The sequence below is a fragment of the Oceanibaculum indicum P24 genome, from assembly GCF_000299935.1.
GTDB classification, from domain to species: Bacteria; Pseudomonadota; Alphaproteobacteria; order Oceanibaculales; family Oceanibaculaceae; genus Oceanibaculum; species Oceanibaculum indicum.
In genome coordinates this window covers 42,359-67,115 of the sequence record NZ_AMRL01000003.1, presented here as the reverse complement: position 1 = coordinate 67,115, position 24,757 = coordinate 42,359, and the positions used below count along the sequence as shown (strand labels likewise).

Here is a 24,757-nt window from a genome sequence, read left to right as displayed (position 1 = left end):
GCCGGCCCCGAAGGACCGCCCCTCTTGTCACATTAATCGCCGGCGCGATCCCCTGGCGGGACCGCAAGGCGACACAACGGTTGGTCAGCCGTTGCTGGCGAGGGCGGCCTGGGCCTGCTCGACCAGCGACTTAAAGGTATCCGGCTCGCGCGTGGCGATGTCCGACAGGACCTTGCGGTCGATGTCGATGCCGGCCTTCTTGATGCCGTCCATGAACTTGGAATAGGGCAGGCCGTGCATGCGCGCGGCTGCGTTGATGCGCTGAATCCACAGACCGCGGAAGTCGCGCTTCTTGTTGCGACGGTCGCGATAGGCATATTGCAGCCCCTTCTCGACCTTCTCCAGCGCGATGCGGTAGCTGCTGTTGCCACGGCCGCGATAGCCCTTGGCGAGATCCAGAACCTTCTTGTGACGGGCGTGGGAAGTGACGCCCCGCTTGACGCGTGCCATCTATCTTCTCCTTAGCCGTTCGGAAGGAAGTATTTTTTGACGCGGGCAGCATCCTGGGCACTCATGATCTTGGTGCCGGTATGCTGACGCAGCATCTTGGTCGGGCGCTTGCGCATGCCGTGGCGCTTGAAGGCAACGGCCATCTTCACCTTGCCGCTGCCGGTCAGGCGGAAGCGCTTCTTCGCCCCGCTCCGGGTCTTCATCTTGGGCATTTCAACCTCACATCATTACGGGTTCACAGTGGCCAGCCAGGCATGCCCTACAAGCCATGGCGCGGCCTTGCCCCATCAGGCCGTAGCCTGAGGAAGGCGGTTTATACAGAGTGCGTGGCCGGAAAGCAAGGCCGTGTGGCGGGGTGTCGGCGCGCCTCAGCGCGGCGCGATCACCATGACCATCTGGCGGCCTTCCAGCTTGGGATGCTGTTCGACCTTGGCCACTTCCTCCACATCGTCCTTCACCCGCATCAGCACATTCATGCCGATGTCCTGGTGCGCCATTTCGCGGCCGCGAAAGCGCATGGTGACCTTCACCTTGTCGCCTTCGTTGAGGAACTTGTTCACGCTGCGCATTTTGACGTCATAGTCATGATCGTCGATGTTCGGGCGCATCTTGATCTCTTTGACCTCGATGACCTTCTGGTTCTTGCGCGCTTCGTTGCGCTTTTTCTGCGCTTCGTACTTGAACTTGCCGTAGTCGAGGATCTTGACGACCGGCGGCACCGCACCGGGCGAGATCTCCACGAGATCGAGGCCAGCCTCGTCAGCGGCACGTAGTGCGTCCCGCCGGGCCATGACCCCAAGATTTTCCCCATCCGCGCCAATCACGCGCAGCGTGTCGGCTGAGATATCTTCATTGACCCGCGGACCATCCTTGCTGGGCGCGGCATCTGGTTGGAAACGAGCTATTTAACACCTCCGTATGATCGGGAAGGCAAAAGATACCGCGTTGCCGCCTTCCCATACGGCAACGGGCTTTTGCAGCCGGGTCCGGCCATCAGGCCGGCGGCTGCGTTTCTTCCTTAAGTCTATGAAGTGCGTCCTCAAGCGCAAGCACTTCTTGCTTGTCGCCGCCCAGACGCCGGATCGCGACCTTGCGCTCCTCCGCCTCGCGGCGGCCGACCACGAGCAATACCGGCACCTTGGCCAGGCTGTGCTCGCGCACCTTGTAGTTGATCTTTTCATTGCGCAGGTCGGTTTCAACCCGGATGCCGGCGGCCTTCAGCGTCGCCGCGACCTCCTCGGCATAGGGATCGGCCTCGTTGGTGATGGTCGCGACCACCACCTGCACCGGCGAGAGCCAGAGCGGGAACTTGCCCGCATACTGCTCGATCAGGATGCCGAGGAAGCGCTCGAACGAGCCCAGGATCGCCCGGTGCAGCATGACCGGCCGGTGCTTCTGGCTGTCCTCGCCGATATAGGAGGCATCAAGGCGCTGCGGCAGCACGAAATCGACCTGCAGCGTGCCGCACTGCCAGTCGCGGCCGATGGCGTCGCGCAGCACGAATTCCAGCTTCGGGCCATAGAAGGCGCCTTCGCCGGGGTTCAGCGTGTAGGGCAGGCCGGCCGCCTCGACCGCGTCCTTCAGGGCGCCTTCCGCGCGGTCCCAGATCGCATCGTCGCCGGCGCGCACTTCCGGACGGTCGGAGAATTTCACCTTCACTTCGGTGAAGCCGAAATCCTTGTAGATGCCCTGCAGTAGCGCGCAGAACCGGATCGTCTCGTCGGTGATCTGGTCTTCCGTGCAGAAGATGTGCGCGTCGTCCTGGGTGAAGGCGCGCACCCGCATGATGCCGTGCAACGCGCCTGACGGTTCGTAACGGTGGCAGGCGCCGAACTCCGCCATGCGGATCGGCAGCTGGCGATAGCTGGTCAGACCCTGGCGGAATATCTGCACATGACCGGGGCAGTTCATCGGCTTGATCGCCAGCACGCGGTCGTCCTGGCTGTCCACCGTGAACATGTTCTCGCGGAACTTCTCCCAGTGGCCGGAGGCCTCCCACAGCGCACGGTCGATCAGCTGCGGCGTCTTCACCTCGACATAGCCGGCGGCGTCCAGCTTGCGGCGCATATAGGCCTCGACCGCGCGGTACAGCGTCCAGCCCTTGGGGTGCCAGAACACGCTGCCGACAGCCTCTTCCTGGATATGGAACAGGTCCATCTCGCGGCCAATGCGGCGATGGTCGCGCTTTTCCGCTTCCTCGACCTGCAGCAGATAAGCCTCCAGCTCCTCCTTCGTCGCGAAGGCGGTGCCATAGACGCGCTGCAGCTGGTCGTTGTTGGCGTCGCCGCGCCAATAGGCGCCGGACACGCGCAGCAGCTTGAAGGCCTTGCCCAGCTTGCCGGTGGAAGGCAGGTGCGGGCCGGTGCACAGGTCGGTGAAGGCGCCCTGCGTATAGACCGAGATATCCTCATCGGCGGGAATATTGCCGATATGCTCGGCCTTGTACTTCTCGCCGATGGATTCGAAATAGGCGACCGCCTGATCGCGGCTCCAGACATCGCGGGTGATCGTCTCGTTGCGCTCGACAATCTCGCGCATCCTGGCTTCCAGCTTCTCCAGATCCTCCGGCGTGAACGGCTCGTCGCGGGCAAAATCGTAATAGAAGCCGGTTTCCGTCGCCGGGCCGAAGGTCACCTGCACGTCGGGATACAGCTCCTTCGCCGCCTCGGCCAGCACATGCGCGGCGTCATGGCGCAGCAGCTCCAGCGCGTCGGGGTGCTTGGTCGTCACGATCTCGATGCGGGAATCCGCGGTGATAGTGCTGGCCAGATCCTTCACGTCGCCGTTCACCTTGATGGCGAGCGCGGCCTTTGCCAGGCCGGCGCCGATCGACGCAGCAACGTCCGCGCCCGTGACCGGGCCTTCGAACTGTTTGACGCTGCCGTCGGGAAGCGTGATGGAAACCATGATCTGTCGCGTTCCGCTTGGGTTGCTGAAAGGGCATTGTAAAAGGCTTCTGCCGCAGCGCGGCAAAAGGGCTGCAACTCTAATGCGCCGCCTTGGTGTGTCAAGCGGGTGCGGCGTCGCAGTTACATTTGTCCTCTTGCGGGATGCCGGGCGGCGCGGCACTATCCCGCGCGGTCGCAATCTCTTGCGTAACCTCCTTGCCAAGCGAGCGTTCGGGCCATGCCCGTTCCTGTCCTCTCCCCAGATCTCGTCGAGCTGGTCGGCGGCATCGCCGCCGTGCTGACCACGCTGTCCTTCCTGCCGCAGGTGCTGAAGGCCTGGCGCAGCCGCTCGGCGCGCGATGTCTCGCTGCTGATGCTGCTGCTGTTCCTGGCCGGCGTGTTGCTGTGGCTGTGCTACGGGCTGGCGCTCGGTTCAATGCCGCTGATCCTGGCCAATGCGGTGACGGCGGTGCTGATCCTGGCGATCCTGGCGGCCAAGCTGCGCTTCCGCACGCCGGGACCGGTCTGATCCCGCCTACTTGACCCCAGGTCCCGATTCGTCGTCGGCCATCGGGGTGCGCGGGTCGAGCTTCATCGCCTGCGGGCTGGTCGCCGGCACATTCACGAACTTCTCGCGCAGATCGGCCGGCTTGGCGGCTCGGCGGGTCATGCGGTAGGCGACGAAACCGCCGGTAGCACCCGAGATGGCGGCGGCATAAAGGAACAGGCCGGCGGGACCGATCAGCTCCATCACCAGCGTGGCGAGCAGCGGTCCGATGGTGGAGCCGATGGCCCAGGCCAGCAGCAGCGTGCTGGTCAGCGGCACCATCTGGCCCGGCTCCGCGAAGTCGCTGGCATGCGCGATGCACAGCGCATAGACCGACAGGCCGGTTGCCCCCCAGATTGCGAACAGCCCGTACATCGCCCAGTTCGGCAGGCTGGGGCCGACAAGCGCGATGGCCAGCGAGGCGGCGAGCACGACCAGCAGGCCAGCAACGATCACCCGGCGCCGGTCGATCCGGTCGGACAGCCAGCCCATCGGCCATTGCGCCAGCAGGCTGCCGATCTGCATGACCGAGACCAGCGCCGCGATGGGGCCGGCGGCCATGCCGATCTGTAACCCGTAGAGCGGCGTGATGCCGATGACGGCGGCATTCATGATGCCGGTGGCGAAGCAGCCGATCAGGGCAGCCGGCGCGATGCCGTACACCTCCTTCAGCGACATGGTGGCGACGGTCGGCGGCGGCGGGGTGACGGCGCGGGTCAGCGCCACGGGGATCAAGGACAGCGAGGCGCAGACGCTGATCAGCAGGAAGAAGCCGGTGCCCATCGGGTCGCCGATGGCCAGTAGCATCTGCCCGCCGGCCAGCGTCAGCTTGTTGGAGATCATGTAGAGCGATAGCACGCGGCCGCGGATCGGCTGCGGCGCCTGGGCGACGATCCAGCTTTCGGCGACGCTGAACAGCCCGGCCATGCAGATGCCCATCAGGAAGCGCAGGCCGCCCCACAGCACCCAGTCGATGCCGAGCGTCAGCCCCAGCGTGGAGGCGGAGACGGCGGCGGCGAACACGGCGAAGGTGCGGATATGGCCGATGCCGCGCACCATGCGCGGCACCAGCAGGCAGCCGATCAGGAAGCCGAAGGAATAGAAGGTGGCGACGACGCCGACCATTGTCGGCGAGAGGCCTTCAAGCCCCATGCGCAGCGGCACCAGCACGCCGATCAGGCCGTTGCCGAGCTGCAGGATCATGACGCCCAGCACAATGGCCAGAATCGCCGGGAAGGCGTCGCGCATGATGGGCTCCGGCCTTGGTGTCGGTTCTTGATTGACGGTTATTCTGGGATATCCGCCAGAAGGTTACAAGCCGATGTCTTGCGCCTTTGCGGCTATTCCTTGATGCGCATGCCGTCGCGCTCCGCCTCGGCGAACAGCCAGTCGCGGAAGGCGGCGATCTTCGGCCGTTCGGCAGAGGCTTCGGGGCACACGAAGAAGTAGGAATGATAGGCGTTCAGCGTGAATTTGAAGGGCTGTACCAGCGTGCCCTCGGCAATCGCGTCGCGCACCAGCGGGCTGCGCCCCAGCGCCACGCCCTGGCCGTTCATCGCGGCCTGCAGCACCATGCTGGAATGGCTGAAGGAGGGGCCGCGCGTGGGATCGACATCATCGATGCCGGCGGCCAGCAGCCACATCCGCCAATCCTCGTTCATATGGTCGTGCAGCAGCGTGTGATGCTTCAGATCCTGCGGTGCGCGGAGCGGGTGCGCGCCCTCCAGCAGTTTCGGGCTGCATACCGGGAACACGCTCTCGGTCATGAAGCGCACCGCCTTCACGCCGGGCCAGCCGCCGGCGCCATAGCGGATCGCGCAATCCACATCCTCCTGGTTGAAGTCGACGATCTTGTCGTTGGCCGCGACCCAGACATCGATATCCGGATGCGCCGCCCGGAACCGGCCGAGGCGCGGCACCAGCCAGGTCGCGGCGAAGGACTGGAAGGTAGAGACGGTCAGCCGGCCGGCGCGGTCGCGCATCAGAAGCCGGCCGGTCCCCTCGGCCAGCCGGTCGAGACAATCTCGCGCCACGGCAAGGTAGCTCTGCCCCTCCTCGGTCAGGAACAGGGCGCGGCTGCCGCGCCGGAACAACGGCAGGCCCAGCCAGGTTTCCAGCGACTTCACCTGATGGCTGATCGCCGCCTGGGTCACATGCAGCTCGTCGGCGGCCCTGGTGAAGCTCAGATGCCGTGCAGCGGCCTCGAAGGCGCGGACGGCGGTCAGCGGCGGCAGGCGGCGGGACATCTTAGCGGCTCCATCCAGGTATTATAAAAACTTATCACCATGATAAAAAACTATCCTTTGTAGCCCACGGTGAAAAGGCAGATATAGGCGTTATGTCAGGAATTTGATGGTTCCGGATTGTCATTAGGACAATTTGACCGTTCAAGGAGAGTGCCATGGCTGCCACCCATACTGCCTGCCCGCTGTCTTCCGCCGCTGCCCCTCAGATCACCGGAGACGTCTTCCAGTCGCGCTTCGGTGTGCCCACTGTCAAGGCGCTGCTGGTCGGCATCGTCGATCTGCTGGTCGCCTGGCAGGAGCGCGCCACGCAGCGCCATCACCTTGCCGGCCTTGACGAGCGCGGGCTCAAGGATGTCGCGCTCAGTCGCGCCGACATCGCGCCGGAAATCGCAAAACCCTTCTGGCGGGCCTGAAGCATCCGCCAGTAACGCCGGCTATCTTCGGTTTCACCGACGGCCGGTTCCCTTCGCTTCGCCAACCCTGTCACTGCCTCCGGCTTCGGCCGGAGGCTTTTTTTTACCAGATAAATTTTATTTATCGGTGCATGAAAAACGGTCGTTTGTGAAATCTACTAATTCACAAGAATATCAAAGCGACAGGAAGGCCAAGCGTCCTAAAAGTGTCATGAAGACATTTTATCAAATGCGATGGAGAGTCGAGATGGCCACCCTTACGATGAAGCAGCAGCCGGCGTGTCTGAACACCTCCGTGAAGACGCAGACGCGCCTGTCCCTCTCAACCTTCTTCTTCGGCCTGCTTGCCTGGTTCGCCGATGCGCAGGCCCGCGCCGCCCACCGCTATGATCTGCGGGAGCTGGACGACCGCCAGCTGCGTGATGTCGGCCTCAGCCGCGCCGAGTTGGACCGTGTAAACGGCCCCACTTTCTGGATGATCCGCTAACGTCTATGGTGCGGTCTTCCTGATCCGGTCGCTGCCCTTGCCGATAGGGTGGCGGCCGGTGTCCGCCTGTCCTGGAAAGTTCCCGATGACCGTTAAATCCGTATCCGGCGCCAGTGCGCCCCTGGATGCCGTGGCGCGCCGCGAGGCGCTGATCGGCGTTGGCTATGGGCTGGCGGCCTTCCTGTTCTGGGGCGTGGCGCCGATCTATTTCAAACTAGTGGCACATGTGGCCCCGGCGGAAATTCTGGCGCACCGCATCGCCTGGTCGGCGGTTTTCCTGCTGCTGCTGATCGGGCTCCTGCGCCGCTGGCGCGGCGTCGTGACGGCGCTGACATCCTGGCGGCTGTTCCTGCCGCTGCTGCTGTCGGCGGCGATTCTGTCCTCCAACTGGTTCACCTACATCGTTGCGGTGAACAGCGGGCAGGTGCTGCAGGCCAGCCTCGGCTATTACATCAACCCGCTGGTCAATGTGCTGCTGGGTATGCTGTTTCTGAAGGAAAGGCTGCGCCCGGCGCAGATTGCCGCCGTGGCGCTGGCCGCCATCGGCGTGGCGGTCATGATCGGTGCGGCGGGCGAGGTGCCGCTGATTGCGTTGTTCCTGGGCTTTTCCTTCGGTTTCTACGGGCTGATCCGCAAGCTGGTGCCGGTCGATGCCATCAGCGGCCTGTCGGTCGAGGCGGTGGCGCTGACGCCCTTCGCGCTCGGCTATATCTTCTGGCTGGGCAGCGCCGGCAGCTTTGGCGCCGTTGACCTTGCCACCGACCTGCTGCTGGTAGCGGCGGGGCTGGTCACGCTGCTGCCGCTGCTGTGGTTCAATGCGGCGGCGCGGCGCCTTAAGCTGTCCACGGTCGGCATCCTGCAATATGTGGCGCCGACCGGTCAGTTTCTGCTGGCGGTGCTGCTGTTCGGGGAGGAGTTCACGCCGGCGCACATGGTGACGTTCGGCTGCATCTGGGCCGGCCTTGCGCTCTACACGGTGGATGCGCTGCGCGGCAGCAAGGAGAGGGGGCAATGACCGACAAGACCTATTTCGCGACGCTGGCGGCCTATAATTGCTGGGCGAACGGGAAGCTCTACGCCGCGGCAGAGGCGTTGGGAGACGCCGCCCGGCGCGCCGACCGGCAGGGCTTCTTCGGGTCGATCCACAACACGCTGAACCACATCATGGTCGGTGACCGTCTGTGGCTGTCGCGCTTTCCCGGCCAGCCGGCTTACCGCTACAGGCTGGACGAGGTGCCGTACCCGGACTTCGATGCGCTGAAGGCGGCGCGGGCGGCGCAGGACCAGACCTTCATCGATTTCATTGCGGCGATGACGCCGGACTATCTGGCCGGCGACCTCCGTTACACCAACACGCGCGGCGACACCTTCACCATGCCGGTGCGGCTGGTGCTGGGCCATGTGTTCAACCACCAGACCCACCATCGCGGGCAGGTGCATCACATGATCGGCATGGCCGGAATGGGGGCGGGGGAAGAGCCGCCCGCCATCGACCTGATCTATTATCTGCGCGAGGTCGGGGCCTAGAGGCTCAGGTCCGGGGCCGGGCGGATCACCCCGCAGCCGACACCTTCCCAGTTGGTGATGGGAACGGTGAGCTGATTGGCCAGCGCATCCCGATCAGCCTGCTTCAGCACACCGAGCTGAGTCAGGATCCAGCCCAGTGCCACGGTGGAGGCGCGGCCATTGCCGTCATCCACCTTCAGCGCGATGCCAAGGCCAAGTTCCGGCAGGGCGGCGGTATAGACGCCCTCCGCGCCGGTCTTCAGCAGGATGCGTTCTCCCAGCTGCTGGAGCACGAGGCTGCCGAAGCGACCGGTGCCGGCGATCATCAGCGGCTCGGCGGCAACCGCTTTGCGGATGCGCAGGATCGCCTCCCGCCGTTTGGCGGAGAGTTCCGCCGGGTCGGCCATGCGCGCCATCGCCACCGCCATCGCCTTCAGCGACATGCCGAAGACCGGGATGCCGCAGCCATCGATGCCGCGCGGTGTGGCGGACAGATCCTCGCCGCCCAGCTCCTCGCAGATCCTGATGAGGCGCTGCTGCACCGGATGGTCGGCGCTTGTATAGCCCCTGGTCGGCTCGCCCAGATGCTTTGCCGTGGACAGGAAGCCGCAATGCTTGCCCGAGCAATTGTTGTGGATGCGGCAGGCGTTCTCGCCCTTGCGGATCATCGCATGCGCGGTCGGCTCGTGGCTCGGCATCTGGTTGCCGCATTCCAGATCGTCATTGCCGAGGCCAAGCTGCGACAGCCAGGCATCCACCGTCTCCGTATGCATCGTCTCGCCGCTGTGCGAGGCGCAGGATAGGGAGATATGGCGGTCGGCCAGCCCATAGGCATCGGCGGCGCCGCTTTCCACGAAGGGGATCGCCTGTAGCGGCTTGATCGCGGAGCGGCCATAGACCAGCCTTCCGGCATCGCCCCAGGCATGGCGCAGGCTGCCCGAGGCGTCCGCCACGGCGGCGATGACCCGGTGGAAGCTCTCGACCATGCCGCCGCGCGTCACCTCGACGGCGATGGGCGCGGCGCTGCCGCTGCCGGCGGTGTTGGTCTGGACGCGGAGGATTTCTTCTGTCATTGGGGGCATCCGCAAAAAAAAAGGCTGGTGGGAACTCCGATGCCGGCAACCTTGCCCTGCCGCCCCGGCGCTGGCAAGCAGGAGGGAAGGAAAAGGAGAGGTCATGAAAGGCTATTTCGCCATCGGCGTTCAGGGCTTGAGCAAGGCGCAGAACGCGGGGACGCTGTTCCGCACCGCGCACGCTTTCGGCGCCAGCTTCGTCTTTACCGTGGGCGAATCCTACGACCACAAGAAGCTGAACCAGAGCGACACATCGAATACCTTGCGCAATCTTCCCTATTACCGGTTCGATGGCCCGCGCGATTTCCGTCTGCCGGATGGTTGCACGCTGGTCGGGGTGGAGCTGGTGGAGGAGGCGGTGGCGTTGCCGAGTTTCCGCCATCCGCGCCAGGCCGCCTATATTCTGGGACCGGAGCGCAACAGCCTGGACCCGGAGATTGTCGGGCTGTGCGACCATGTGGTGCAGATACCGATGAAGTTCTGCGTCAATGTCGGCATTGCCGGCGCCATCGTGATGTATGACCGGCTGATCAGCCTGGGCCGTTTCGCGCCGCGCCCGACCATGCCGGGCGGACCGGCGGAGCCGCTGCCGGAACCGGTGTTTGGCGCACCGCTGTGGATGAAGAAACAGCGCCGGCGTGAGCGCCGGGCGGCAGAGGAAGGCGTCGGGCGCACGGACTGATCAAGGCAGGCATTACAGACGGCAGGCTGACTTTCGGGCCGCGCGTACCTATCTGTCGATGATCCGGAAATTTAGCAGGACCAGAGTATGTCGGGCAACGAGACGCGGGACGAGTTCCCCTATGACGAATATTCCGCGCCGCGCCGCCGGGTGACGCAGTGGCTGCGCCGCATCCCGCTGGCGCGCAGCCTGGGCGTGCTGATCGTTCTTGTCCTGCTCTATTACGGGGCGGGAGCGGCGATCATCAACAAGATCGACGCCGACCCGGATTTCGTTCTGCAGAATGTGGCCGAGGGCGGCAGCAATGCCATCGCGGCAGCGGCGGCGCTGGTCAGCCGCGAGGTGGACGAGAATGGCTGGACCGCCAATGATCCCTTCTTCATGCCTTCGGCGATCCTCGACAATATGCCGAATTACCAGCAGGGCATCCTGAAGGCGGCCTCGCGCTTCAGCGTCGAGATGATGGACCATATCGGCCGTATCCGGGGCACCAGCCAGATCGACAAGGATCTGGAGCGCGCCGCCGGCCTGCTGAAATATCCGGGCAATGTGTGGGTGTGGGACCCGTCAGTATCGCTGGCGCCCACGGCAACCTCCGAATCGCAATACCGGGCGGCCGCGCGGGCGCTGCTTTCCTACAATGACCGGCTGTCGGCCGGGCAGGCGGTGTTCGACAAGCGCGGGGACAATCTGATGTCGATGCTGGAGCGCATCGCCTCCGACCTCGGCTCCGCCTCGGCGCAGATCGATTCCCACATACTCGGTGCGGGTTTCTGGCTGTTCGATACCACTGTCGATGACCTGTTTTATTCGACCAAGGGTCAGCTGTACGGGCATTACATCCTGCTGCGCGAGCTGGGCCGTGATTTCGCGCCGATCCTGCGTGAACGCCAGCTCGACGGTGTCTGGCAGCAGATGATCGACAGCCTGCGCGAGGGCTCTCAGCTGGAGCCGCTGGTCGTCATCGGCGGCTCGCCCGATGCGCTGATCCTGCCGAATCATCTGACGGCGCAGGGCTTCTACCTGCTGCGGGCCCGGACCCAGCTTTATGAGGTCGTTAACATCCTGTTGAAATAGAAAGAAGAGTTTACTCAGGATTGGTTGGCGCTGGCCAGACGCTGGGCTATACACGATAAGTGTCGTTGCAATATGGGATGGGGCTTACCGGGGCGATGACGGCTGAACATGATGAGGCAGATGCCACTGACAGCGGTGCGTTGCTGCAGGGGCTGTTGTCCTCGCATCGCGCGATCCTGCAGATGGAGGTGGGTGTCGAACGCTTCCGGGCGATGAATACCCTGTTCGACGAGACGCGCCAGGCCATCCGCACGGTCGAGTCGCGGATTACGAAGCTCAGCCAGGAACGCAATTCCTACCGCGACGAGATTGCCTTCATCCGCCGCCATCAGGCCCGGCTGACGACCCTGCGCGGATATCTGTCGGGGACCTACCGCAGCCCCGATCGGGTGATCGCGAATCTCGACGGGTTCGCGCTGAACCATCCACCCTCCAAGCTGAAGGTGATGTTCAAGGACCCGGACCGGCTGGGTATCGTCCGGGGCGCCAGCTTCCTGGGCCTCATCAAGAGTGGCGAGCGCAAGGAGGCGGTGGACAATTACAACAAGAATGTCCTGAAGGCGCTCGACGGCATGATCAGCGACCACCGCGCCTATCTGCACAGCATTGCCACCGACTGGCAGCAAAAGCAGGACGAGACCAACCGCCTGATGGATGAGACGACCGAGGTCAAGAAGACGCTCGGCATCTTCCTTAAGGAGTTGCAGGTCGAGCATGTCCGCATCGGCAAGCAGATGCTGCCCGTGCATATCGAGCAGCTGCAATCGTCCGAGAAGAAGCTGGTCGAATGGCTGCAAAACCAGAAGGAAAGCGAAGTGGCGACCAGGCTGGAGGAGTAGCCTCCCCCAGCCTGGGTCTGAGCCCTATTCCTTGTCCTGCTTTGTGGCGGCCTTCATGGCCTCGGTCTGCAGGCGGACCATCGCCTCGATCTGATGCTGCAGATTGTCGATCTGCTCCTTCATCGCGCTGACCACCGGGTCGCTGGCGGCCGGCGACTCCGGCTTCGCGGCACCGGGCGCGGCATTTGGCGCAGTCCCGCTGCCCCGGTTGGCCATTCCCTCTGCACCGAAGGGCGAGAACATGCGCATCGCGCTGTCCAGCATCGCCATGTTCTGTTTGCCCATCTCCTCCAGATTGGAGCCGAAGGGAAAGATGCCGCCGAACGTCTTGTCCATGTAGGAGCGCATGCTGTCCTGATTCCGGGAGAAGGAGGACATGCTGTGTTCGAGATATTTCGGCAGCACCCATTGCAGGCTGTCGCCATAGAAGCTGATGAGCATCCTGAGGAAGCTGATCGGCAGCAGATTCTGCCCTTTCGACTCTTCCTCGACGATGATCTGCGTCAGCACGGAATGGGTGATGTCGTCGCCGGTCTTGGCGTCATAGACGTGAAATTCGACCCCGTCCTTCACCATCTGGCACAGATGGTCGAGGGTCACGTAGCTGCTGGTCGCGGTGTTGTAGAGCCGTCGGTTCGCATATTTCTTGATGGTGACGGTCTCGCCTTCCCCTTGCTTCTTCTTGTCGGCCATTAGGGACCTTTCCGGTTGCCTCCCTGGGCGCGTAACACGCTGTTGAGCGTGCCTTTCCGCCCAAAATCGCCCTTAAGGTCAGCCTTCTGTTTTTGCTTTGCAACAGAAATCTTGCTGCGCAGCATGATCCGCAGCATTGTCGCCGTCGGGGTCGGCTGCCGCTCGTCCGGAAGCGGATTCTGGCGATCCGGCGGTGGGGCTCTTATAGTGCGGTCATGGCAGACGACAGAGACGAAAACGGTATCGACGCAAAGCAACTGGCCGAGCAGTTCCTGGATTTGTGGCAGCAGCAGCTCGGCGCGCTGTCCCGTGATCCGGAATTCGCCCGTGCGGCCGGGCAGGGGATGCAGCTCTGGTCGCGCATGCTGGCCGATATGGCCTCGGGAACGGCTGCGGCTCCCGGCGCCTTTCCGGCACCGTTCGACGCTTTCTTCAACGCGATGAGGCCCGGCAGTGACGCGCGAACAGGACAGTCCGCCCCCACCTCGGCCCCAGGCGGAAACAAGACTGGCGGAAACAAGGCTGGGGCCAAGGCCGCTGCCGCTGCACCTGACGGTGGCGGCGATGACGCTACTGACCTCGCGTGGCGCCTTGCCGCTCTTGAGGAAAGGCTCGCTCGACTGGAGGCCGGAACTGGCGGCGAAGGCGGCAAGTCTGCGCCAAAGCGCCGAAGCCCTCGACGAAAGGCAGGTTGAGCAGGCGCTCGACGCGGCGGCAGCGCGGCGCTGGTCCGACTTCCTGAAAGGCGTGCTGGCCTATCGCCGGCATGGCTACCGGCGCACCCTGCCGGACGCCTGCACCGTTTGGCAGGAAGGCGCTACCAGGCTGCTGGCCTACGCGCCGAAAGGCCGCCGGACCGGTCGGCCGGTGCTGGTCGTCCCCTCGCTCATCAACCGCGCCTATATTCTGGACCTGACGGAAGAGCGCAGCTTCCTGCGCGACCTCGCGGCGCGCGGCTTCCGGCCCTATCTGGTCGATTGGGGGCAACCGAGCGGGGCCGAGCGCGGCTTCACGCTGGGCGACTACATCACCGGGCGGCTGGATGCGGCACTGAACGCTGTCCTGACCGAGACCGGCACGAGGCCGGCGCTGGTCGGCTATTGCATGGGCGGTACCATGTCGGTGGCGCTGGCGCAGCGGCGGCAGGCCGATCTTTCCGGCTTGGTTCTGCTGACGGCACCCTGGGATTTCCAGGCTGATCCGACGCCGATGATCGCGGCGCTGCCCGGCATGCTGCCGGGCCTGATGGGAGTGATCGCGGCGTTGGGCGAATTGCCGACCGATATCATCCAGTCGCTGTTCCTGGGGCTGGACCCGCATCTGGGCTACCGCAAGTTCCGCGCCTTCGCCGGGCTGGACCCGGACTCCGCGAAAGCGCATGCCTTCGTGGCGCTGGAGGACTGGCTGAATGATGGCGTGGCGCTGGCCGGCCCGGTCGCCCGCGAGTGCCTGGAAGGCTGGTACATCAACAATGACCCGGCCCGGGGCAACTGGCGGGTGGCGGGAGAAGCCGTCGATCCCATAGCCATTCGCCTGCCGTCGCTGGCCATGGTCCCGGCGGATGACCGGATCGTGCCGCCGGCCTCCGCCCTGGCACTGGCCACAGCGCTGCCGGGATGCACAGTGCTGCGCCCGCCGCTCGGCCATATCGGGATGATGGCCGGCGGAAGTGCTATCGAAAAGGTCTGGTCGCCGCTGGCCGACTGGCTGAAAAACCACCGCTGACAAGCCCTTAGGCGAGGCATTTGCGCCTTCGCTGCACTGCAACTATGGTAGCCGAAAAGCAACCGCACGGCGGACCACCAGCCGCCTATCTCAGGAGGAGTTAGCCATGACCGATGTTGTGATCGTCAGCGCCGCCCGCACCGCAATCGGCGCCTTCAACGGTGCGCTGGGCTCGCTGCCCGCGCATACGCTGGGCGAGGTTGCCATCCGCGAGGCGTTGGGCCGCGCGAAGGTCGATGCGGCCGAGGTGTCGGAGCTGATCTTCGGTCAGGTTCTGACTGCCGGCGCCGGCCAGAATCCGGCGCGCCAGGCCGCCATCGCCGCTGGCATCCCCAAGGAAGCGACGGCCTATGTCGTGAACCAGGTCTGCGGGTCCGGCCTGCGTACCGTGGCGCTGGGCTACCAGGCGATCCTTGCCGGCGATTCCTCCATCGTGGTGGCCGGCGGGCAGGAGAGCATGAGCCAGTCCACCCACTGCGCGCATCTGCGCAACGGCACCAAGATGGGCGACCTGAAGATGGTCGATACCATGATCAAGGACGGGCTGTGGGACGCCTTCAACGGCTACCACATGGGCAACACGGCGGAGAATGTCGCCAAGCAGTGGCAGATCAGCCGCGAGCAGCAGGATGAGTTTGCCGCCTCCTCGCAGCAGAAGGCGGAGGCGGCGCAGAAATCCGGCCGCTTCAAGGATGAGATCGTGCCGGTCACCGTTCCCAGCCGCAAGGGCGACATTGTTGTCGATGCCGACGAATATCCGCGCCATGGCACGACGATGGACACGCTGGCCAAGCTGAAGCCGGCCTTTGAGAAGGAAGGCAGTGTGACCGCCGGTAATGCATCCGGCATCAATGACGGGGCGGCGGCGCTGGTGCTGATGAGCGCCGATGAGGCGGCGAAGCGCGGGCTGACGCCGCTGGCGCGCATTGCTTCCTGGGCGACGCGGGGTGTCGATCCGGCGGTCATGGGCACCGGGCCGATCCCGGCCAGCCGGGCGGCGCTGGAGAAGGCCGGCTGGAAGGCCGCCGATCTGGATCTGGTCGAGGCCAATGAGGCCTTCGCCGCGCAGGCCTGCGCGGTGAACAAGGATATGGGCTGGGATACGGCCAAGGTGAATGTCAATGGCGGCGCCATTGCGCTGGGTCACCCAATTGGTGCGTCGGGTGCCCGCGTGCTGGTCACGCTGCTGCACGAAATGCAGAAGCGCGACGCGAAGAAGGGCCTGACCACCCTGTGCATCGGCGGCGGCATGGGCATCGCCATGTGTCTGGAGCGGTAAGCTTTTACGCAGCCGACCCGAACAGCCGCCCTGGGCATCCGGGGCGGCTTTTTCGTGCCATTTGACCTCCGTCAATTGAAAGCTGCCGAACTCGTGTCATGATTAATGGGTAAATACCGCCTTGGACGAAACCAACTGGCGGACAGAACAGGGAGGATGGCATGGCGCGTGTGGCAATCGTGACGGGCGGAACGCGGGGCATCGGCAAGGCGATCTGCCTGGCGCTCAAGGACAAGGGCTACAAGGTTGCGGCCAATTACGGCGGCAATGACGAGCGGGCGAAGCAGTTCACCGACGAGACCGGCATCGCCGCCTACAAATGGGACGTCTCGGACTTCAAGGCCTGTCAGGAGGGCGTGGCGAAGGTCACGGCCGATCTGGGGCCGGTCGATATCCTGGTGAACAATGCCGGCATCACCCGTGACGGCACCATGCACAAGATGTCCCATGACATGTGGCAGGAGGTGATCGACACCAATCTCGGCTCCTGCTTCAACATGTGCCGTTCCGTCATCGACAGCATGCGCGAGCGCAATTTCGGCCGCATCGTGAATATCGGCTCCATCAACGGCCAGGCCGGCCAGTATGGTCAGGTGAACTATGCCGCCGCCAAGTCGGGCATCCATGGCTTCACCAAGGCGCTGGCGCAGGAAGGGGCGGGCAAGGGCATCACCGTGAACGCCATCGCCCCCGGCTATATCGACACCGACATGGTGGCCGCCGTGCCGGCCAACGTGCTGGAGAAGATCGTCGCCCGCGTGCCGGTCGGGCGGCTTGGCAAGGCGTCGGAGATCGCGCGCGGCGTGGTCTTCCTGGTGGATGATGAGGGCGGTTTCATCACCGGCTCGACGCTGTCCATCAATGGCGGCCAACACATGTACTAGGGCACATGTGCTGAGGCGGCCTAGCCGTCCAGCAATTCACCCACCGTGGCGCGCAGCAGGGCGAGGTCCTGCTCGCGCGACAGGCGGTGGTCGCCATCCTTCACCAGCGACAGGCGGACATCCTCCGTCTCCAGCGCTTCGGCCAGCCGGACGGAGACCTGCCAGGGCACGTCCGGGTCGCGCATGCCGTGCAGCAGCCGCACCGGACAGTGAAGCTGAATCGGATCGCGCAGAAGCAGATGCTCGCGACCATCCTCGATCAGCTTGCGGGTGATGATGTAGGGATCGTCGCTATAGGCCGACGGTTCGGCATAGGACCCGTCGCGCAGGATCGTCTCGCGGACCTCATGCGAGAATGTCTCCCACATCAGATCTTCCGTGAAGTCGGGTGCCGCCGCGATGCCGACCAGGCCGGCGACGCGATCCGGCCGGGCGAGGGCGGTCAGCAGCATCAGCCAGCCGCCCATGGAGGAGCCGACGAGGATCTGCGGCCCTTCGGTCTGCGCGTCCAGCAGGGCGATGGCGTCCTTCGCCCAGTCGCCGATGCAGCCGTCGGTGAAGGTGCCGCCCGACGCACCATGGCCGGCATAGTCGAAGCGCAGGAAAGCCTGGCCGCGCGCCTTCGCGAAGGCCTCCAGCGCCACCGCCTTGGAGCCGGTCATGTCCGACTTGAAGCCGCCCAGAAACACGATGCCCGGAGTCTTGCCTGCTGTGCGTCGATAAGCGAGGCATTCCCCACCGGGACGGACTAGGGTATCGAAAGGTGTTTCGGACATGAGACGGACCATCGTTGCGGAAGGGCGGCAGAAGGCCGGCACGGGAGAGAATGACGGACAGCGACCTTAACATTGATACCGCCCTCGCGGACACCCCGGCGGACGCCCCGGCGGACACTGCGCAGGAACCCCGCCGGCCGACCGTGCTGCAGGTGCTGCCCGGGCTGGTGACCGGCGGCGTAGAGCGCGGCACCGTCGATATGGCCGATGCGCTGGTGCGCGCCGGCTGGCGGGCGCTGGTCGCCTCCAGCGGCGGGCCGATGGTGCGCGAGCTGGAGCGGGTGGGCGGCGAGCACTTCACCTTGCCGCTGGCCAGCAAGAACCCGATCCGCCTGCGCAAGAACGCCACAGCGCTGGAAGAGCTGATCGCGAAGGAGGGCGTGGACATCGTGCATGCCCGCAGCCGCGCCCCAGCCTGGAGCGCCTGGTCGGCGACGCGGCGCACCGGCACGCCCTTCGTCACCTCCTTCCACGCGCCCTACAGTATCACCGGCCCGGTGAAGCGCTGGTACAATTCGGTGATGACCAAGGGCGACCGCGTCATCGCCATCTCGGAATTCATCAGCCGCCACATCCTCGACAATTACCCCATCGAGCCGGAAAAGCTGCGCGTGATCCCGCGCGGCGCCGACACCGCCATCTTCGATCCCGAGCGGGTGAGTGCCGAGCGCATGATCCAGCTGAGCGAGGCCTGGAGGCTGGAGGATGGCGTGCCGGTGGTCATGCTGCCGGGGCGGCTGACGCGCTGGAAGGGGCAGGGGGTGCTGATCGAGGCGATGGCACATCTGCGCGACATCCCGGTGCTGTGCGTGCTGGTCGGCTCCGACCAGGGGCGCGTGCGCTACCGCGAGGAGCTGGAGGCGCTGACCGAGAAGCTGAACCTGAAGAGCGTGGTGCGCTTCGCCGGGGAATGCCGCGACATGGCGGCGGGCTACATGCTGGCCGATGTGGTGGTCTCCGCCAGTATCGAGCCGGAAGGGTTCGGCCGTGTCTCGGTCGAGGCGCAGGCGATGGGCAAGCCGGTGGTCGGCTCCAACCATGGCGGCGTGGCGGAGACGGTGCGCCCCGGCGAGACCGGCTGGCTGGTGCCGGCGGGCGACCCGGCGGCCCTGGCTGGCGCTTTACGCGCGGCGCTGACGCTCGACAATGGCCAGCGCGAGCAATGGGCCGCCCGGGCCATCGCCCATGTCCGCGCCAACTACACCAAGGACCTGATGTGCGCCCGCACGCTGGCCGTCTATGCGGAGTTGCTGGGGTAGGGTGGGTGAACTTGATCCCTTGACACAAAAGCATCATAAGAATATGCTGATAATTACCGTTTCTGGCGGTATTCTGTTAAGAATATTGCGAGAGAGGGCCGTGACCGCAGCAGGGAGGGTGTCGAACTGGACATGAATCCGCCTGACTAGCAAAACCACATCACTGGATAGTCTGAATATGAAAATACCCGGATTTAGCACCGGGTGCCGGGAAGACTCCCGCGCCGAATGAAGCCCCGCCCATCGCTGGCGGGGCTTCTGCTTTAGGGCCTAACTGTCGGACGGCTCGGCCGCATTCAGGATGGCATCGAGCAGGCCGGGGAAGCGGGCGTCCAGATCGTCCAGGCGCAGGCAGTTGGCGTATTGCGTGCCCTCGCGCCGGCTGCACAGCAGCCCGGCCTCGCGCAGGATGCGGAAATGGTTGGAGAGGGTGGATTTCGCCATCTCCGGCACCGGGGCGGCCTTGCTGCAGGAGAGGTCCGGCGATTCCCGGAGCGCGCGCACGATCGCCAGCCGCGCCGGATCGCTCAGCGCGTGCAGCACGCCCTGCAGCGTGATCGCCTCTGTGTCGGGGTGGAACAAGGGACGCATGCCGACCCATATGACATCCTAGCCGTCTTAATTCAATTGTTCAATATTCTTGAACTATGGAACTTTACAGGCCATCTCTCCGGCATCGAAACACTTTGCTCTGGAGGAACAGATGAGCAGCAAGTCACTTGAGGGCAAGGTCGCCCTCGTCACCGGCGCCAGCCGCGGGCTGGGCCGCGCCATTGCCGAGCGGCTGGGCCGCGAGGGGGCCACGGTCGCCGTGCATTACGGCAAGAACCGCGAGGCGGCGGATGAAGTCGTCGGGACTATCAAGGCGGCGGGTGGCGACGCCTTTGCCGTGCAGGCGGAGATCGGCTCGGTAAAGAGCATCGGGGAGATGTTCGCCACGCTGGACAAGGAGCTGACGGCCCGCACCGGCGCCGCGCGCTTCGACATTCTGGTGAACAATGCCGGCATCGCGCCGAACCTGCCGATGGAGGAGACGGACGAGGAAACCTTCGACCGGCTGTTCGACGTGAATGTGAAGGGGCTGTTCTTCGTCACCAAGCAGGCCATTGGCCGGCTGCGCGATGGCGGGCGGATCATCAACATCTCGTCGGGCCTCTCCCGGGCCGTCGGCGGCATGAACATTCCGGCCTATTCTGCGACCAAGGGGGCGGTGGATGTGCTGACCCGGCAATGGGCGGTGGCCTATGGCGGGCGCGGCATCACCGTGAACTCGCTGGCACCCGGCGCCATCGACACCGACATGAATGCCGGCTGGCTGCGCGGCAACGCCGAGTCGGAGGCGATGATCACGTCGATGCAGGCGCTGAAGCGCATCGGCAAGGCGGAGGATATCGGCGATGCGGCTGTCTTCCTCGCCGGGCCGGACAGCCGCTGGGTTACCGGCCAGTATATCGAGGCGAGCGGCGGCTCGCTGATCTAGCCGGCTGGCGTGAGGCTTCCGGACAGGCGGCGGCGCGCCCGCATCGCCGCCTGCTCCACCGCCTCGCGGTCCTGCGCCACGGCGATGGCGTTGCGGGCATAGTCGGCGGTCAGCCCCAGCATGTTCATAAGGGCAGGCTGTATCCTTTCCGACCCGGCCGCCATGCCGATGCGCTCCAGCGCCGCGATCTGCCGCAGCACGACCTCGACATTCGGCGCGGCATCGCGGGCGATGGAATGCATCGCCCGGTCCAGCATGGTGTCGAAGGTCAGCGCCGGCAGCGACAGCCGCTCATGGCGCGGCACCTCTTCCTGTTCAGGTGGTCGCGCCGCTTGCGACAGCAGCGCCTCAAGACGGTCCAGGCAGATGATCGCGGTCTTCGGGTCATTGATTCCGGGCGACAAAGCGCGGCTGGCCATTTCCCCCAATATCTGCAGGCCGAGCAGCGGGTCCTGGTGGTAGGAGCGCTCCTCCCCCAGCAGGAAGCAATCCAGCAGCTTCCCGCGCAGCGCATCGTCCAGCCGTTCCTCGCCAATATGGATAGCGATCGCCGGGCGGTCGCGGTGCAGGAAGTCGCCGGGGCGGCACAGCAGCTCGATGGTCAGGCCGTTGCGCGCGGCGATCTCCTGCATCTCCTCCATGTCGATGCCGCACAGATAGGCGCTGCGTGTCGTGGCGAGCGTCGCCGTGCCGTCCTCGACCTCGCGCTTTCCCTCCACCGGATGCGCCCCCATGAGCGGGTCGGACAGGAAGCGGTCGATGCTGGCCTGCGTATCGGCATGCACGCGGGCGGCGATATTGCCCAGCCGCAGCGTGCTGGCGATGTGGTGGATCCACTGCACCAGATAGCGCAGCGCCATGATCGTCAGTACAAGGCCGCAGCCGAACAGCAGGCTGAGGCCGCTCTTGTCATAAGCCTCGATGGCCAGCCCCAGCATGCCAAACAGCGCGAAGACGAAGGTGGCGATGAAGGTGCTGAGCGCGTTCTGCGTCACCTCGTCCGCCATCAGGCCGGGCAGGGCGCGTGGCGAGGCCTGGCTGACCGCCATGTTCAGCACGACCAGCAGCGCCGACAGCGTCACCGTTGTCACGGTCAGCATGGCGCTGGCAAGCAGCGTCAGCAGCTCCTTAACGCTGCCGCCATCGACCTCCGGTATGGCGATGAATTCCGGCAGCAGCCGGTCGGTGCCGGCCAGCAACAGCGCCAGCGCGGCAGCACCGAGCGACGCCACGGTGGGCCGGAACCACAGGGCGGAGCGCAGGCGGATGACGGCGTTGTTCAGCTTGGTGATCATCCGCCTTCCTGTTCTGCCTGAAGGGTCAATGCAGCCGCACCAACGCGGCGCGCTGCCGCGCTTCCGCCGCCTGTGCCGCCTCGCCCGATGCCTCCAGCACATCGGCATAGCGCTGCCAGCTATACAGGCTGTTCGGCTTCAGCTGGCTGCGCTCGGCCAGCAGCAGCCGGGCCAGATCGGTGCGGCCGGCGCCGATGGCGGCCTCGATGACGACCTGCTGGAACAGGTCGCGCTGGGCATGGCTGGCGCCGACACCCTGCCATTCGTAGCGCAGCGGTAGCAGCAGCTCCAGCGCGCGGTCGTGGCGCTTCTCGGCAAAGGCCAGCATCGCCTCGGAAATCGGCGCGGTCAGTGGCAGGGCCACCTTTGCCGCGCTGTTGTCGCCGGGGCTGGCGCCGAAGGACCGCAGCGAGCCGATCAGCGTGTTTGCCTCATCCGTGCGTCCGCCCCTGGCCAGCGCCAGGGCAAAATGCGTGTCGGTGAAGGCCAGCACATGGTCCTGCAGCCGCTTGCCGGCGACACTGGCCAGAAGATCCCAGCGCGTGCCGACATCGACGCCGCAGAATTCCAGCCGCAGCAGCAGGGAGGCGGCGTTCTGTACATCGAGATAGAAGCCGTTCTCATCCACCTCGATCTCGGAATCGTACAGTTCCAGCACCCGGTCGAAATCGCCGCCCTCCAGCGAATAGAGCGCGCGGTGCCACCACACATGGTCCTTGAACGGGTTACGGTCGGACCAGGTGCCGGCGGGCTGGTTCAGCCAGGCGATGCCGTCCTTCAGCCGTCCCTGCATCTCCAGCACATGGGCGACGGCGTGGATCGCCCACAGATCCTCGCCATTGTGACCGACCGCTTCACGGCCAGCCTTCTCCGCCTCGGCATAGGCGCCGCATTCCTCCAGCCCGAAGGCCAGCATGCCCAGCACATTGCCATAGCCCGGCATGTCGGCACTCCAGGCCGGCAGAACGCCGGCCGGCAGGTCGCGCAGCGCCGCCGAACGGCCGAGCCAGAAGCTGGCGAAATGCTGCAGCCTGAGCGCCAGCAGATCGGTCGGGTGGGCGGCCAGCAGCTCTTCCCACACGGCGCAGGCCTTGATCGTGTCGCCCGCGGCCCAGGCTTCCAGGGCGGCCAGATGCAGCGTCTCGCGTGGCGTGATTCCTGCGGCCAGGGTCTTGGCCTGCGCCAGCGCCTTCTGGGCCGCCGGCAGGGTGGCATTGGAGCCGATCAGCAGCATGAAATAGCCGCGCAGGATATGCCCCATCGCGAAATCCGGATCGGCGGCCAGCACCTGCTTCACCTTCTCGCCGGCCGACAGGCGGTATTCCAGATAGTCGGCGATGGCGGCGTTGAAGGCGGTGGCTGCCTCCGCGCTGTCGGTGGACAGGGCCAGGCCGCGAACATCGTGCTGCATCATGTTCCTCCGCTTTTTTCTTTGCCCGTTTCAGGGGTGTCGGCAGGGTGCCGGTCGGAGGATGCGCCTGTCCAGCGGATTGTGGGCCATGATCGTTTCCGCCATTCTGTTCGCCTGTAGGGAGGCGGATCATGTTCGACGGCTTCAGGGAAGGCACGGCCCGTCTCGGCGAGGCGGAGGTCTATTACCGCACCGGCGGCAGCGGACCGCCCTTGCTGTTGCTGCACGGCTATCCGCAGACCCATCACGCCTGGCACAAGGTGGCCCCGGCGCTGGCCAAGCGCTTCACGCTGGTGCTGCCGGATCTGCGCGGCTATGGCCGCAGCCGGGGACCGGCGCCGGATGAGGCGCGCGATCCCGATCACCTGGCCTATTCCAAGCGCGTCATGGCCGCCGACATGGTGGTGCTGATGGAGGGCCTTGGCCATAAGCGTTTCGCGCTGGCGGGCCATGACCGGGGCGGGCGCGTCGGCTACCGGCTGTGCCTCGACCATCCGGAGCGGGTGACCAAGTTCGCCGCGCTCGACATCATCCCGACCCTAGAGAACTGGGAGCGGATGAATGCCGACAATGCCATTGCCACCTATCACTGGCCGTTCCTGGCCGTCCCGGCGCCGGTGCCGGAAAGGCTGATTGGCAGCGATCCCGATTTCTATTTCAGCCATCTGCTGGAACGCTGGGCGGTCTATCGCGACCGGCTGGACCCGGCGGCGGTGCGGGAATATCTGCGGCAGTTCCACGATCCCTACGTCATTGCCGCCACCTGCGAGGATTACCGTGCCGGGGCCGGCATCGACCGTCGCCAGGATGCGGAGGACCGCGCCGCCGGGCGGAAGATCGCCTGCCCGGTGCTGGTGCTGTGGGCGCGTGGCTATCTGGGGCCGAAGGCGTCCTCCCCGGCGGATATCTGGCGCGGCTGGGCCAATGAAGTGTCCGAGGTGGCGCTGGATTGCGGGCATTTCGTTGTCGAGGAGGAGCCGGAGCAGGCAGCATCCGCGCTGCTGGATTTCTTCAGCTGATCCCGACCAATAGGCTGCCCCCCGACCAATCAGCGGCATCGTCCGGATAGGCGGGTGGTGCGGCTTCGACTATGCTCCCGCCGGTTTCGCGGAAAAGGGAAAATGCCATGCCGATCATCGCCACTGTCGAGGAATTGAACGCGCTGTATGGCGAGGCATCCGAGGCATCGCTGGTGAAGGAGGTGGACCGGATCACGCCGGATTACCGCCGCTTCATCGAGGCCTCGCCCTTCGTGGCGCTGGCGACATCAGGGCCGGAGGGGCTGGACTGCTCCCCGCGCGGCGACAAGGCAGGTTTCGTCAGGATAGCCGATGAGAAAACCCTGCTGATGCCGGACCGGCGCGGCAACAACCGCGTCGATTCGCTGGCCAATATCGTGCGCGACCCGCGTGTGGCGCTGCTGTTCCTGATCCCCGGTTCCGGCACCACGCTGCGGGTGAACGGAACTGCGCAGCTCTCAACCGATCCGGACTTGCTGGAAAGCTTCGCGGTGGAGGAGAAGGCGCCGCGCAGCGTCATCGTCATGAAGGTGGAGCGCGTCTATTTCCAGTGCGCCCGCGCCATTGTGCGGTCCGAGCTGTGGAACCCGGAGCGCCATGTCGATCCGAAGAGCCTGCCGACACCGGGGCGTATCCTCGCCAATCTGTCTGACGAGACGGTCGGCGGCGATGCCTATGACCGGGAATGGCCGGAGCGCGCCCGCAAGAGCATGTGGTAGGCGGCTGGC

The 24,757-nt window shown here is 65.2% G+C and carries 27 protein-coding genes; 15 read left to right on the top strand and 12 right to left on the bottom strand.

The window, feature by feature from the left end; translation table 11 throughout:
- Positions 1-84 precede the first annotated feature (84 nt).
- From rplT to thrS, 4 genes are all read right to left on the bottom strand, one after another.
- A complete protein-coding gene (gene rplT / locus P24_RS03695) occupies positions 85-450 on the bottom strand; it encodes a 50S ribosomal protein L20 (protein ID WP_008943356.1) in 366 nt (121 codons plus the stop codon).
- Positions 451-461: 11 nt separating this feature from the next.
- Positions 462-662, bottom strand: coding sequence for a 50S ribosomal protein L35 (rpmI, locus tag P24_RS03690; protein ID WP_008943355.1), 201 nt, complete (start codon positions 660-662; stop codon positions 462-464).
- A 156-nt stretch (positions 663-818) separates the two neighbouring features.
- Complete coding sequence (gene infC / locus P24_RS03685) at positions 819-1,355, bottom strand: translation initiation factor IF-3 (protein ID WP_040706464.1); 537 nt, start codon at positions 1,353-1,355, stop codon at positions 819-821.
- An 88-nt stretch (positions 1,356-1,443) separates the two neighbouring features.
- Complete coding sequence (thrS, locus tag P24_RS03680) at positions 1,444-3,357, bottom strand: threonine--tRNA ligase (RefSeq protein WP_008943353.1); 1,914 nt, start codon at positions 3,355-3,357, stop codon at positions 1,444-1,446.
- A gap of 219 nt (positions 3,358-3,576) precedes the next feature.
- Here thrS and P24_RS03675 point away from each other — a divergent pair, with 219 nt between their 5' ends.
- On the top strand, positions 3,577-3,867 hold the full coding sequence (locus P24_RS03675) for a SemiSWEET family sugar transporter (protein ID WP_008943352.1): 291 nt from the start codon (positions 3,577-3,579) through the stop codon (positions 3,865-3,867).
- Between the two features lie 6 nt (positions 3,868-3,873).
- Here P24_RS03675 and P24_RS03670 read toward each other — a convergent pair whose 3' ends face one another.
- On the bottom strand, positions 3,874-5,133 hold the full coding sequence (locus P24_RS03670) for an MFS transporter (protein ID WP_008943351.1): 1,260 nt from the start codon (positions 5,131-5,133) through the stop codon (positions 3,874-3,876).
- Between the two features lie 92 nt (positions 5,134-5,225).
- Complete coding sequence (locus P24_RS03665; RefSeq protein ID WP_008943350.1) at positions 5,226-6,131, bottom strand: transcriptional regulator GcvA; 906 nt, start codon at positions 6,129-6,131, stop codon at positions 5,226-5,228.
- A 155-nt stretch (positions 6,132-6,286) separates the two neighbouring features.
- Here P24_RS03665 and P24_RS03660 point away from each other — a divergent pair, with 155 nt between their 5' ends.
- The 4 genes from P24_RS03660 (at position 6,287) to P24_RS03645 (ending at position 8,558) form a co-directional block, all read left to right on the top strand.
- Positions 6,287-6,544 carry a DUF1127 domain-containing protein gene (locus P24_RS03660; RefSeq protein WP_008943349.1) on the top strand — a complete coding sequence of 86 codons (258 nt, stop codon included), beginning with the start codon at positions 6,287-6,289 and terminating at the stop codon, positions 6,542-6,544.
- Between the two features lie 247 nt (positions 6,545-6,791).
- A complete protein-coding gene (locus P24_RS20255) occupies positions 6,792-7,031 on the top strand; it encodes a DUF1127 domain-containing protein (protein WP_008943348.1) in 240 nt (79 codons plus the stop codon).
- A gap of 85 nt (positions 7,032-7,116) precedes the next feature.
- Complete coding sequence (gene rarD / locus P24_RS03650) at positions 7,117-8,046, top strand: EamA family transporter RarD (protein ID WP_008943347.1); 930 nt, start codon at positions 7,117-7,119, stop codon at positions 8,044-8,046.
- Complete coding sequence (locus P24_RS03645; protein WP_008943346.1) at positions 8,043-8,558, top strand: DinB family protein; 516 nt, start codon at positions 8,043-8,045, stop codon at positions 8,556-8,558. The genes rarD and P24_RS03645 overlap by 4 nt, the downstream gene beginning before the upstream one ends.
- On the opposite strand, the gene P24_RS03640 is transcribed toward P24_RS03645, so the two are convergent.
- Complete coding sequence (locus tag P24_RS03640; protein WP_008943345.1) at positions 8,555-9,610, bottom strand: asparaginase; 1,056 nt, start codon at positions 9,608-9,610, stop codon at positions 8,555-8,557. The two genes, P24_RS03645 and P24_RS03640, sit on opposite strands and share 4 nt — an antisense overlap.
- Before the next feature lie 103 nt (positions 9,611-9,713).
- On the opposite strand from P24_RS03640, the gene P24_RS03635 reads away from it, so the two are divergent.
- The 3 genes from P24_RS03635 to P24_RS03625 all read left to right on the top strand — a co-directional run bounded on the left by P24_RS03635 (position 9,714) and on the right by P24_RS03625 (position 12,208).
- Positions 9,714-10,292 (top strand): RNA methyltransferase, encoded by a 579-nt coding sequence (locus P24_RS03635; protein ID WP_008943344.1) that lies wholly within the window; start codon positions 9,714-9,716, stop codon positions 10,290-10,292.
- 87 nt (positions 10,293-10,379) lie between these two features.
- The gene (locus P24_RS03630) at positions 10,380-11,369 is read left to right on the top strand and encodes a DUF2333 family protein (protein ID WP_008943343.1); all 990 of its coding nucleotides are present in this window, start codon (positions 10,380-10,382) and stop codon (positions 11,367-11,369) included.
- A 95-nt stretch (positions 11,370-11,464) separates the two neighbouring features.
- Positions 11,465-12,208, top strand: coding sequence for a hypothetical protein (locus tag P24_RS03625; protein ID WP_040706461.1), 744 nt, complete (start codon positions 11,465-11,467; stop codon positions 12,206-12,208).
- Between the two features lie 24 nt (positions 12,209-12,232).
- Here P24_RS03625 and phaR read toward each other — a convergent pair whose 3' ends face one another.
- A complete protein-coding gene (gene phaR / locus P24_RS03620; RefSeq protein ID WP_008943341.1) occupies positions 12,233-12,901 on the bottom strand; it encodes a polyhydroxyalkanoate synthesis repressor PhaR in 669 nt (222 codons plus the stop codon).
- Between the two features lie 453 nt (positions 12,902-13,354).
- Here phaR and P24_RS03615 point away from each other — a divergent pair, with 453 nt between their 5' ends.
- The 3 genes from P24_RS03615 to phbB all read left to right on the top strand — a co-directional run bounded on the left by P24_RS03615 (position 13,355) and on the right by phbB (position 16,789).
- Positions 13,355-14,626: an alpha/beta fold hydrolase gene (locus tag P24_RS03615; protein ID WP_237740157.1), complete on the top strand. Its 1,272-nt coding sequence runs from the start codon at positions 13,355-13,357 to the stop codon at positions 14,624-14,626.
- 106 nt (positions 14,627-14,732) lie between these two features.
- Positions 14,733-15,905, top strand: coding sequence for an acetyl-CoA C-acetyltransferase (locus tag P24_RS03610; RefSeq protein ID WP_008943339.1), 1,173 nt, complete (start codon positions 14,733-14,735; stop codon positions 15,903-15,905).
- 161 nt (positions 15,906-16,066) lie between these two features.
- Positions 16,067-16,789, top strand: coding sequence for an acetoacetyl-CoA reductase (gene phbB, locus P24_RS03605; protein ID WP_008943338.1), 723 nt, complete (start codon positions 16,067-16,069; stop codon positions 16,787-16,789).
- 20 nt (positions 16,790-16,809) lie between these two features.
- On the opposite strand, the gene P24_RS03600 is transcribed toward phbB, so the two are convergent.
- A complete protein-coding gene (locus P24_RS03600) occupies positions 16,810-17,565 on the bottom strand; it encodes an alpha/beta hydrolase (RefSeq protein WP_237740156.1) in 756 nt (251 codons plus the stop codon).
- Between the two features lie 50 nt (positions 17,566-17,615).
- Here P24_RS03600 and P24_RS03595 point away from each other — a divergent pair, with 50 nt between their 5' ends.
- Positions 17,616-18,824, top strand: a complete 1,209-nt coding sequence (locus tag P24_RS03595; RefSeq protein WP_008943336.1) for a glycosyltransferase family 4 protein — start codon at positions 17,616-17,618, stop codon at positions 18,822-18,824.
- A 270-nt stretch (positions 18,825-19,094) separates the two neighbouring features.
- Here P24_RS03595 and P24_RS03590 read toward each other — a convergent pair whose 3' ends face one another.
- Entirely contained in the window at positions 19,095-19,415 is a 321-nt protein-coding gene (locus P24_RS03590) for an ArsR/SmtB family transcription factor (protein WP_008943335.1), read from the bottom strand.
- 112 nt (positions 19,416-19,527) lie between these two features.
- On the opposite strand from P24_RS03590, the gene P24_RS03585 reads away from it, so the two are divergent.
- Entirely contained in the window at positions 19,528-20,304 is a 777-nt protein-coding gene (locus tag P24_RS03585) for an SDR family oxidoreductase (protein ID WP_008943334.1), read from the top strand.
- Here P24_RS03585 and P24_RS03580 read toward each other — a convergent pair.
- The gene (locus P24_RS03580) at positions 20,301-21,599 is read right to left on the bottom strand and encodes a DUF2254 domain-containing protein (protein ID WP_008943333.1); all 1,299 of its coding nucleotides are present in this window, start codon (positions 21,597-21,599) and stop codon (positions 20,301-20,303) included. The genes P24_RS03585 and P24_RS03580 overlap by 4 nt on opposite strands.
- A gap of 25 nt (positions 21,600-21,624) precedes the next feature.
- The gene (locus tag P24_RS03575; RefSeq protein WP_008943332.1) at positions 21,625-23,013 is read right to left on the bottom strand and encodes a tetratricopeptide repeat protein; all 1,389 of its coding nucleotides are present in this window, start codon (positions 23,011-23,013) and stop codon (positions 21,625-21,627) included.
- 128 nt (positions 23,014-23,141) lie between these two features.
- Between P24_RS03575 and P24_RS03570 the strand changes: the two genes are divergently transcribed.
- The gene (locus P24_RS03570) at positions 23,142-24,029 is read left to right on the top strand and encodes an alpha/beta fold hydrolase (protein ID WP_008943331.1); all 888 of its coding nucleotides are present in this window, start codon (positions 23,142-23,144) and stop codon (positions 24,027-24,029) included.
- A 107-nt stretch (positions 24,030-24,136) separates the two neighbouring features.
- Positions 24,137-24,748 (top strand): pyridoxamine 5'-phosphate oxidase family protein, encoded by a 612-nt coding sequence (locus P24_RS03565; RefSeq protein WP_008943330.1) that lies wholly within the window; start codon positions 24,137-24,139, stop codon positions 24,746-24,748.
- The last annotated feature ends 9 nt before the right edge of the window (positions 24,749-24,757 follow it).

Bases quoted from the DNA above. Each gene is read 5' to 3' on its own strand.
- rplT (WP_008943356.1), bottom strand. From the start codon at position 450: ATGGCACGCGTCAAGCGGGGCGTCACTTCCCACGCCCGTCACAAGAAG.
- rpmI (WP_008943355.1), bottom strand. From the start codon at position 662: ATGCCCAAGATGAAGACCCGGAGCGGGGCGAAGAAGCGCTTCCGCCTG.
- thrS (WP_008943353.1), bottom strand. From the start codon at position 3,357: ATGGTTTCCATCACGCTTCCCGACGGCAGCGTCAAACAGTTCGAAGGC.
- P24_RS03675 (WP_008943352.1), top strand. From the start codon at position 3,577: ATGCCCGTTCCTGTCCTCTCCCCAGATCTCGTCGAGCTGGTCGGCGGC.
- P24_RS03670 (WP_008943351.1), bottom strand. From the start codon at position 5,133: ATGCGCGACGCCTTCCCGGCGATTCTGGCCATTGTGCTGGGCGTCATG.
- P24_RS03665 (WP_008943350.1), bottom strand. From the start codon at position 6,131: ATGTCCCGCCGCCTGCCGCCGCTGACCGCCGTCCGCGCCTTCGAGGCC.
- P24_RS03660 (WP_008943349.1), top strand. From the start codon at position 6,287: ATGGCTGCCACCCATACTGCCTGCCCGCTGTCTTCCGCCGCTGCCCCT.
- P24_RS20255 (WP_008943348.1), top strand. From the start codon at position 6,792: ATGGCCACCCTTACGATGAAGCAGCAGCCGGCGTGTCTGAACACCTCC.
- rarD (WP_008943347.1), top strand. From the start codon at position 7,117: ATGACCGTTAAATCCGTATCCGGCGCCAGTGCGCCCCTGGATGCCGTG.
- P24_RS03645 (WP_008943346.1), top strand. From the start codon at position 8,043: ATGACCGACAAGACCTATTTCGCGACGCTGGCGGCCTATAATTGCTGG.
- P24_RS03640 (WP_008943345.1), bottom strand. From the start codon at position 9,610: ATGACAGAAGAAATCCTCCGCGTCCAGACCAACACCGCCGGCAGCGGC.
- P24_RS03635 (WP_008943344.1), top strand. From the start codon at position 9,714: ATGAAAGGCTATTTCGCCATCGGCGTTCAGGGCTTGAGCAAGGCGCAG.
- P24_RS03630 (WP_008943343.1), top strand. From the start codon at position 10,380: ATGTCGGGCAACGAGACGCGGGACGAGTTCCCCTATGACGAATATTCC.
- P24_RS03625 (WP_040706461.1), top strand. From the start codon at position 11,465: ATGACGGCTGAACATGATGAGGCAGATGCCACTGACAGCGGTGCGTTG.
- phaR (WP_008943341.1), bottom strand. From the start codon at position 12,901: ATGGCCGACAAGAAGAAGCAAGGGGAAGGCGAGACCGTCACCATCAAG.
- P24_RS03610 (WP_008943339.1), top strand. From the start codon at position 14,733: ATGACCGATGTTGTGATCGTCAGCGCCGCCCGCACCGCAATCGGCGCC.
- phbB (WP_008943338.1), top strand. From the start codon at position 16,067: ATGGCGCGTGTGGCAATCGTGACGGGCGGAACGCGGGGCATCGGCAAG.
- P24_RS03600 (WP_237740156.1), bottom strand. From the start codon at position 17,565: ATGTCCGAAACACCTTTCGATACCCTAGTCCGTCCCGGTGGGGAATGC.
- P24_RS03595 (WP_008943336.1), top strand. From the start codon at position 17,616: ATGACGGACAGCGACCTTAACATTGATACCGCCCTCGCGGACACCCCG.
- P24_RS03590 (WP_008943335.1), bottom strand. From the start codon at position 19,415: ATGCGTCCCTTGTTCCACCCCGACACAGAGGCGATCACGCTGCAGGGC.
- P24_RS03585 (WP_008943334.1), top strand. From the start codon at position 19,528: ATGAGCAGCAAGTCACTTGAGGGCAAGGTCGCCCTCGTCACCGGCGCC.
- P24_RS03580 (WP_008943333.1), bottom strand. From the start codon at position 21,599: ATGATCACCAAGCTGAACAACGCCGTCATCCGCCTGCGCTCCGCCCTG.
- P24_RS03575 (WP_008943332.1), bottom strand. From the start codon at position 23,013: ATGATGCAGCACGATGTTCGCGGCCTGGCCCTGTCCACCGACAGCGCG.
- P24_RS03570 (WP_008943331.1), top strand. From the start codon at position 23,142: ATGTTCGACGGCTTCAGGGAAGGCACGGCCCGTCTCGGCGAGGCGGAG.
- P24_RS03565 (WP_008943330.1), top strand. From the start codon at position 24,137: ATGCCGATCATCGCCACTGTCGAGGAATTGAACGCGCTGTATGGCGAG.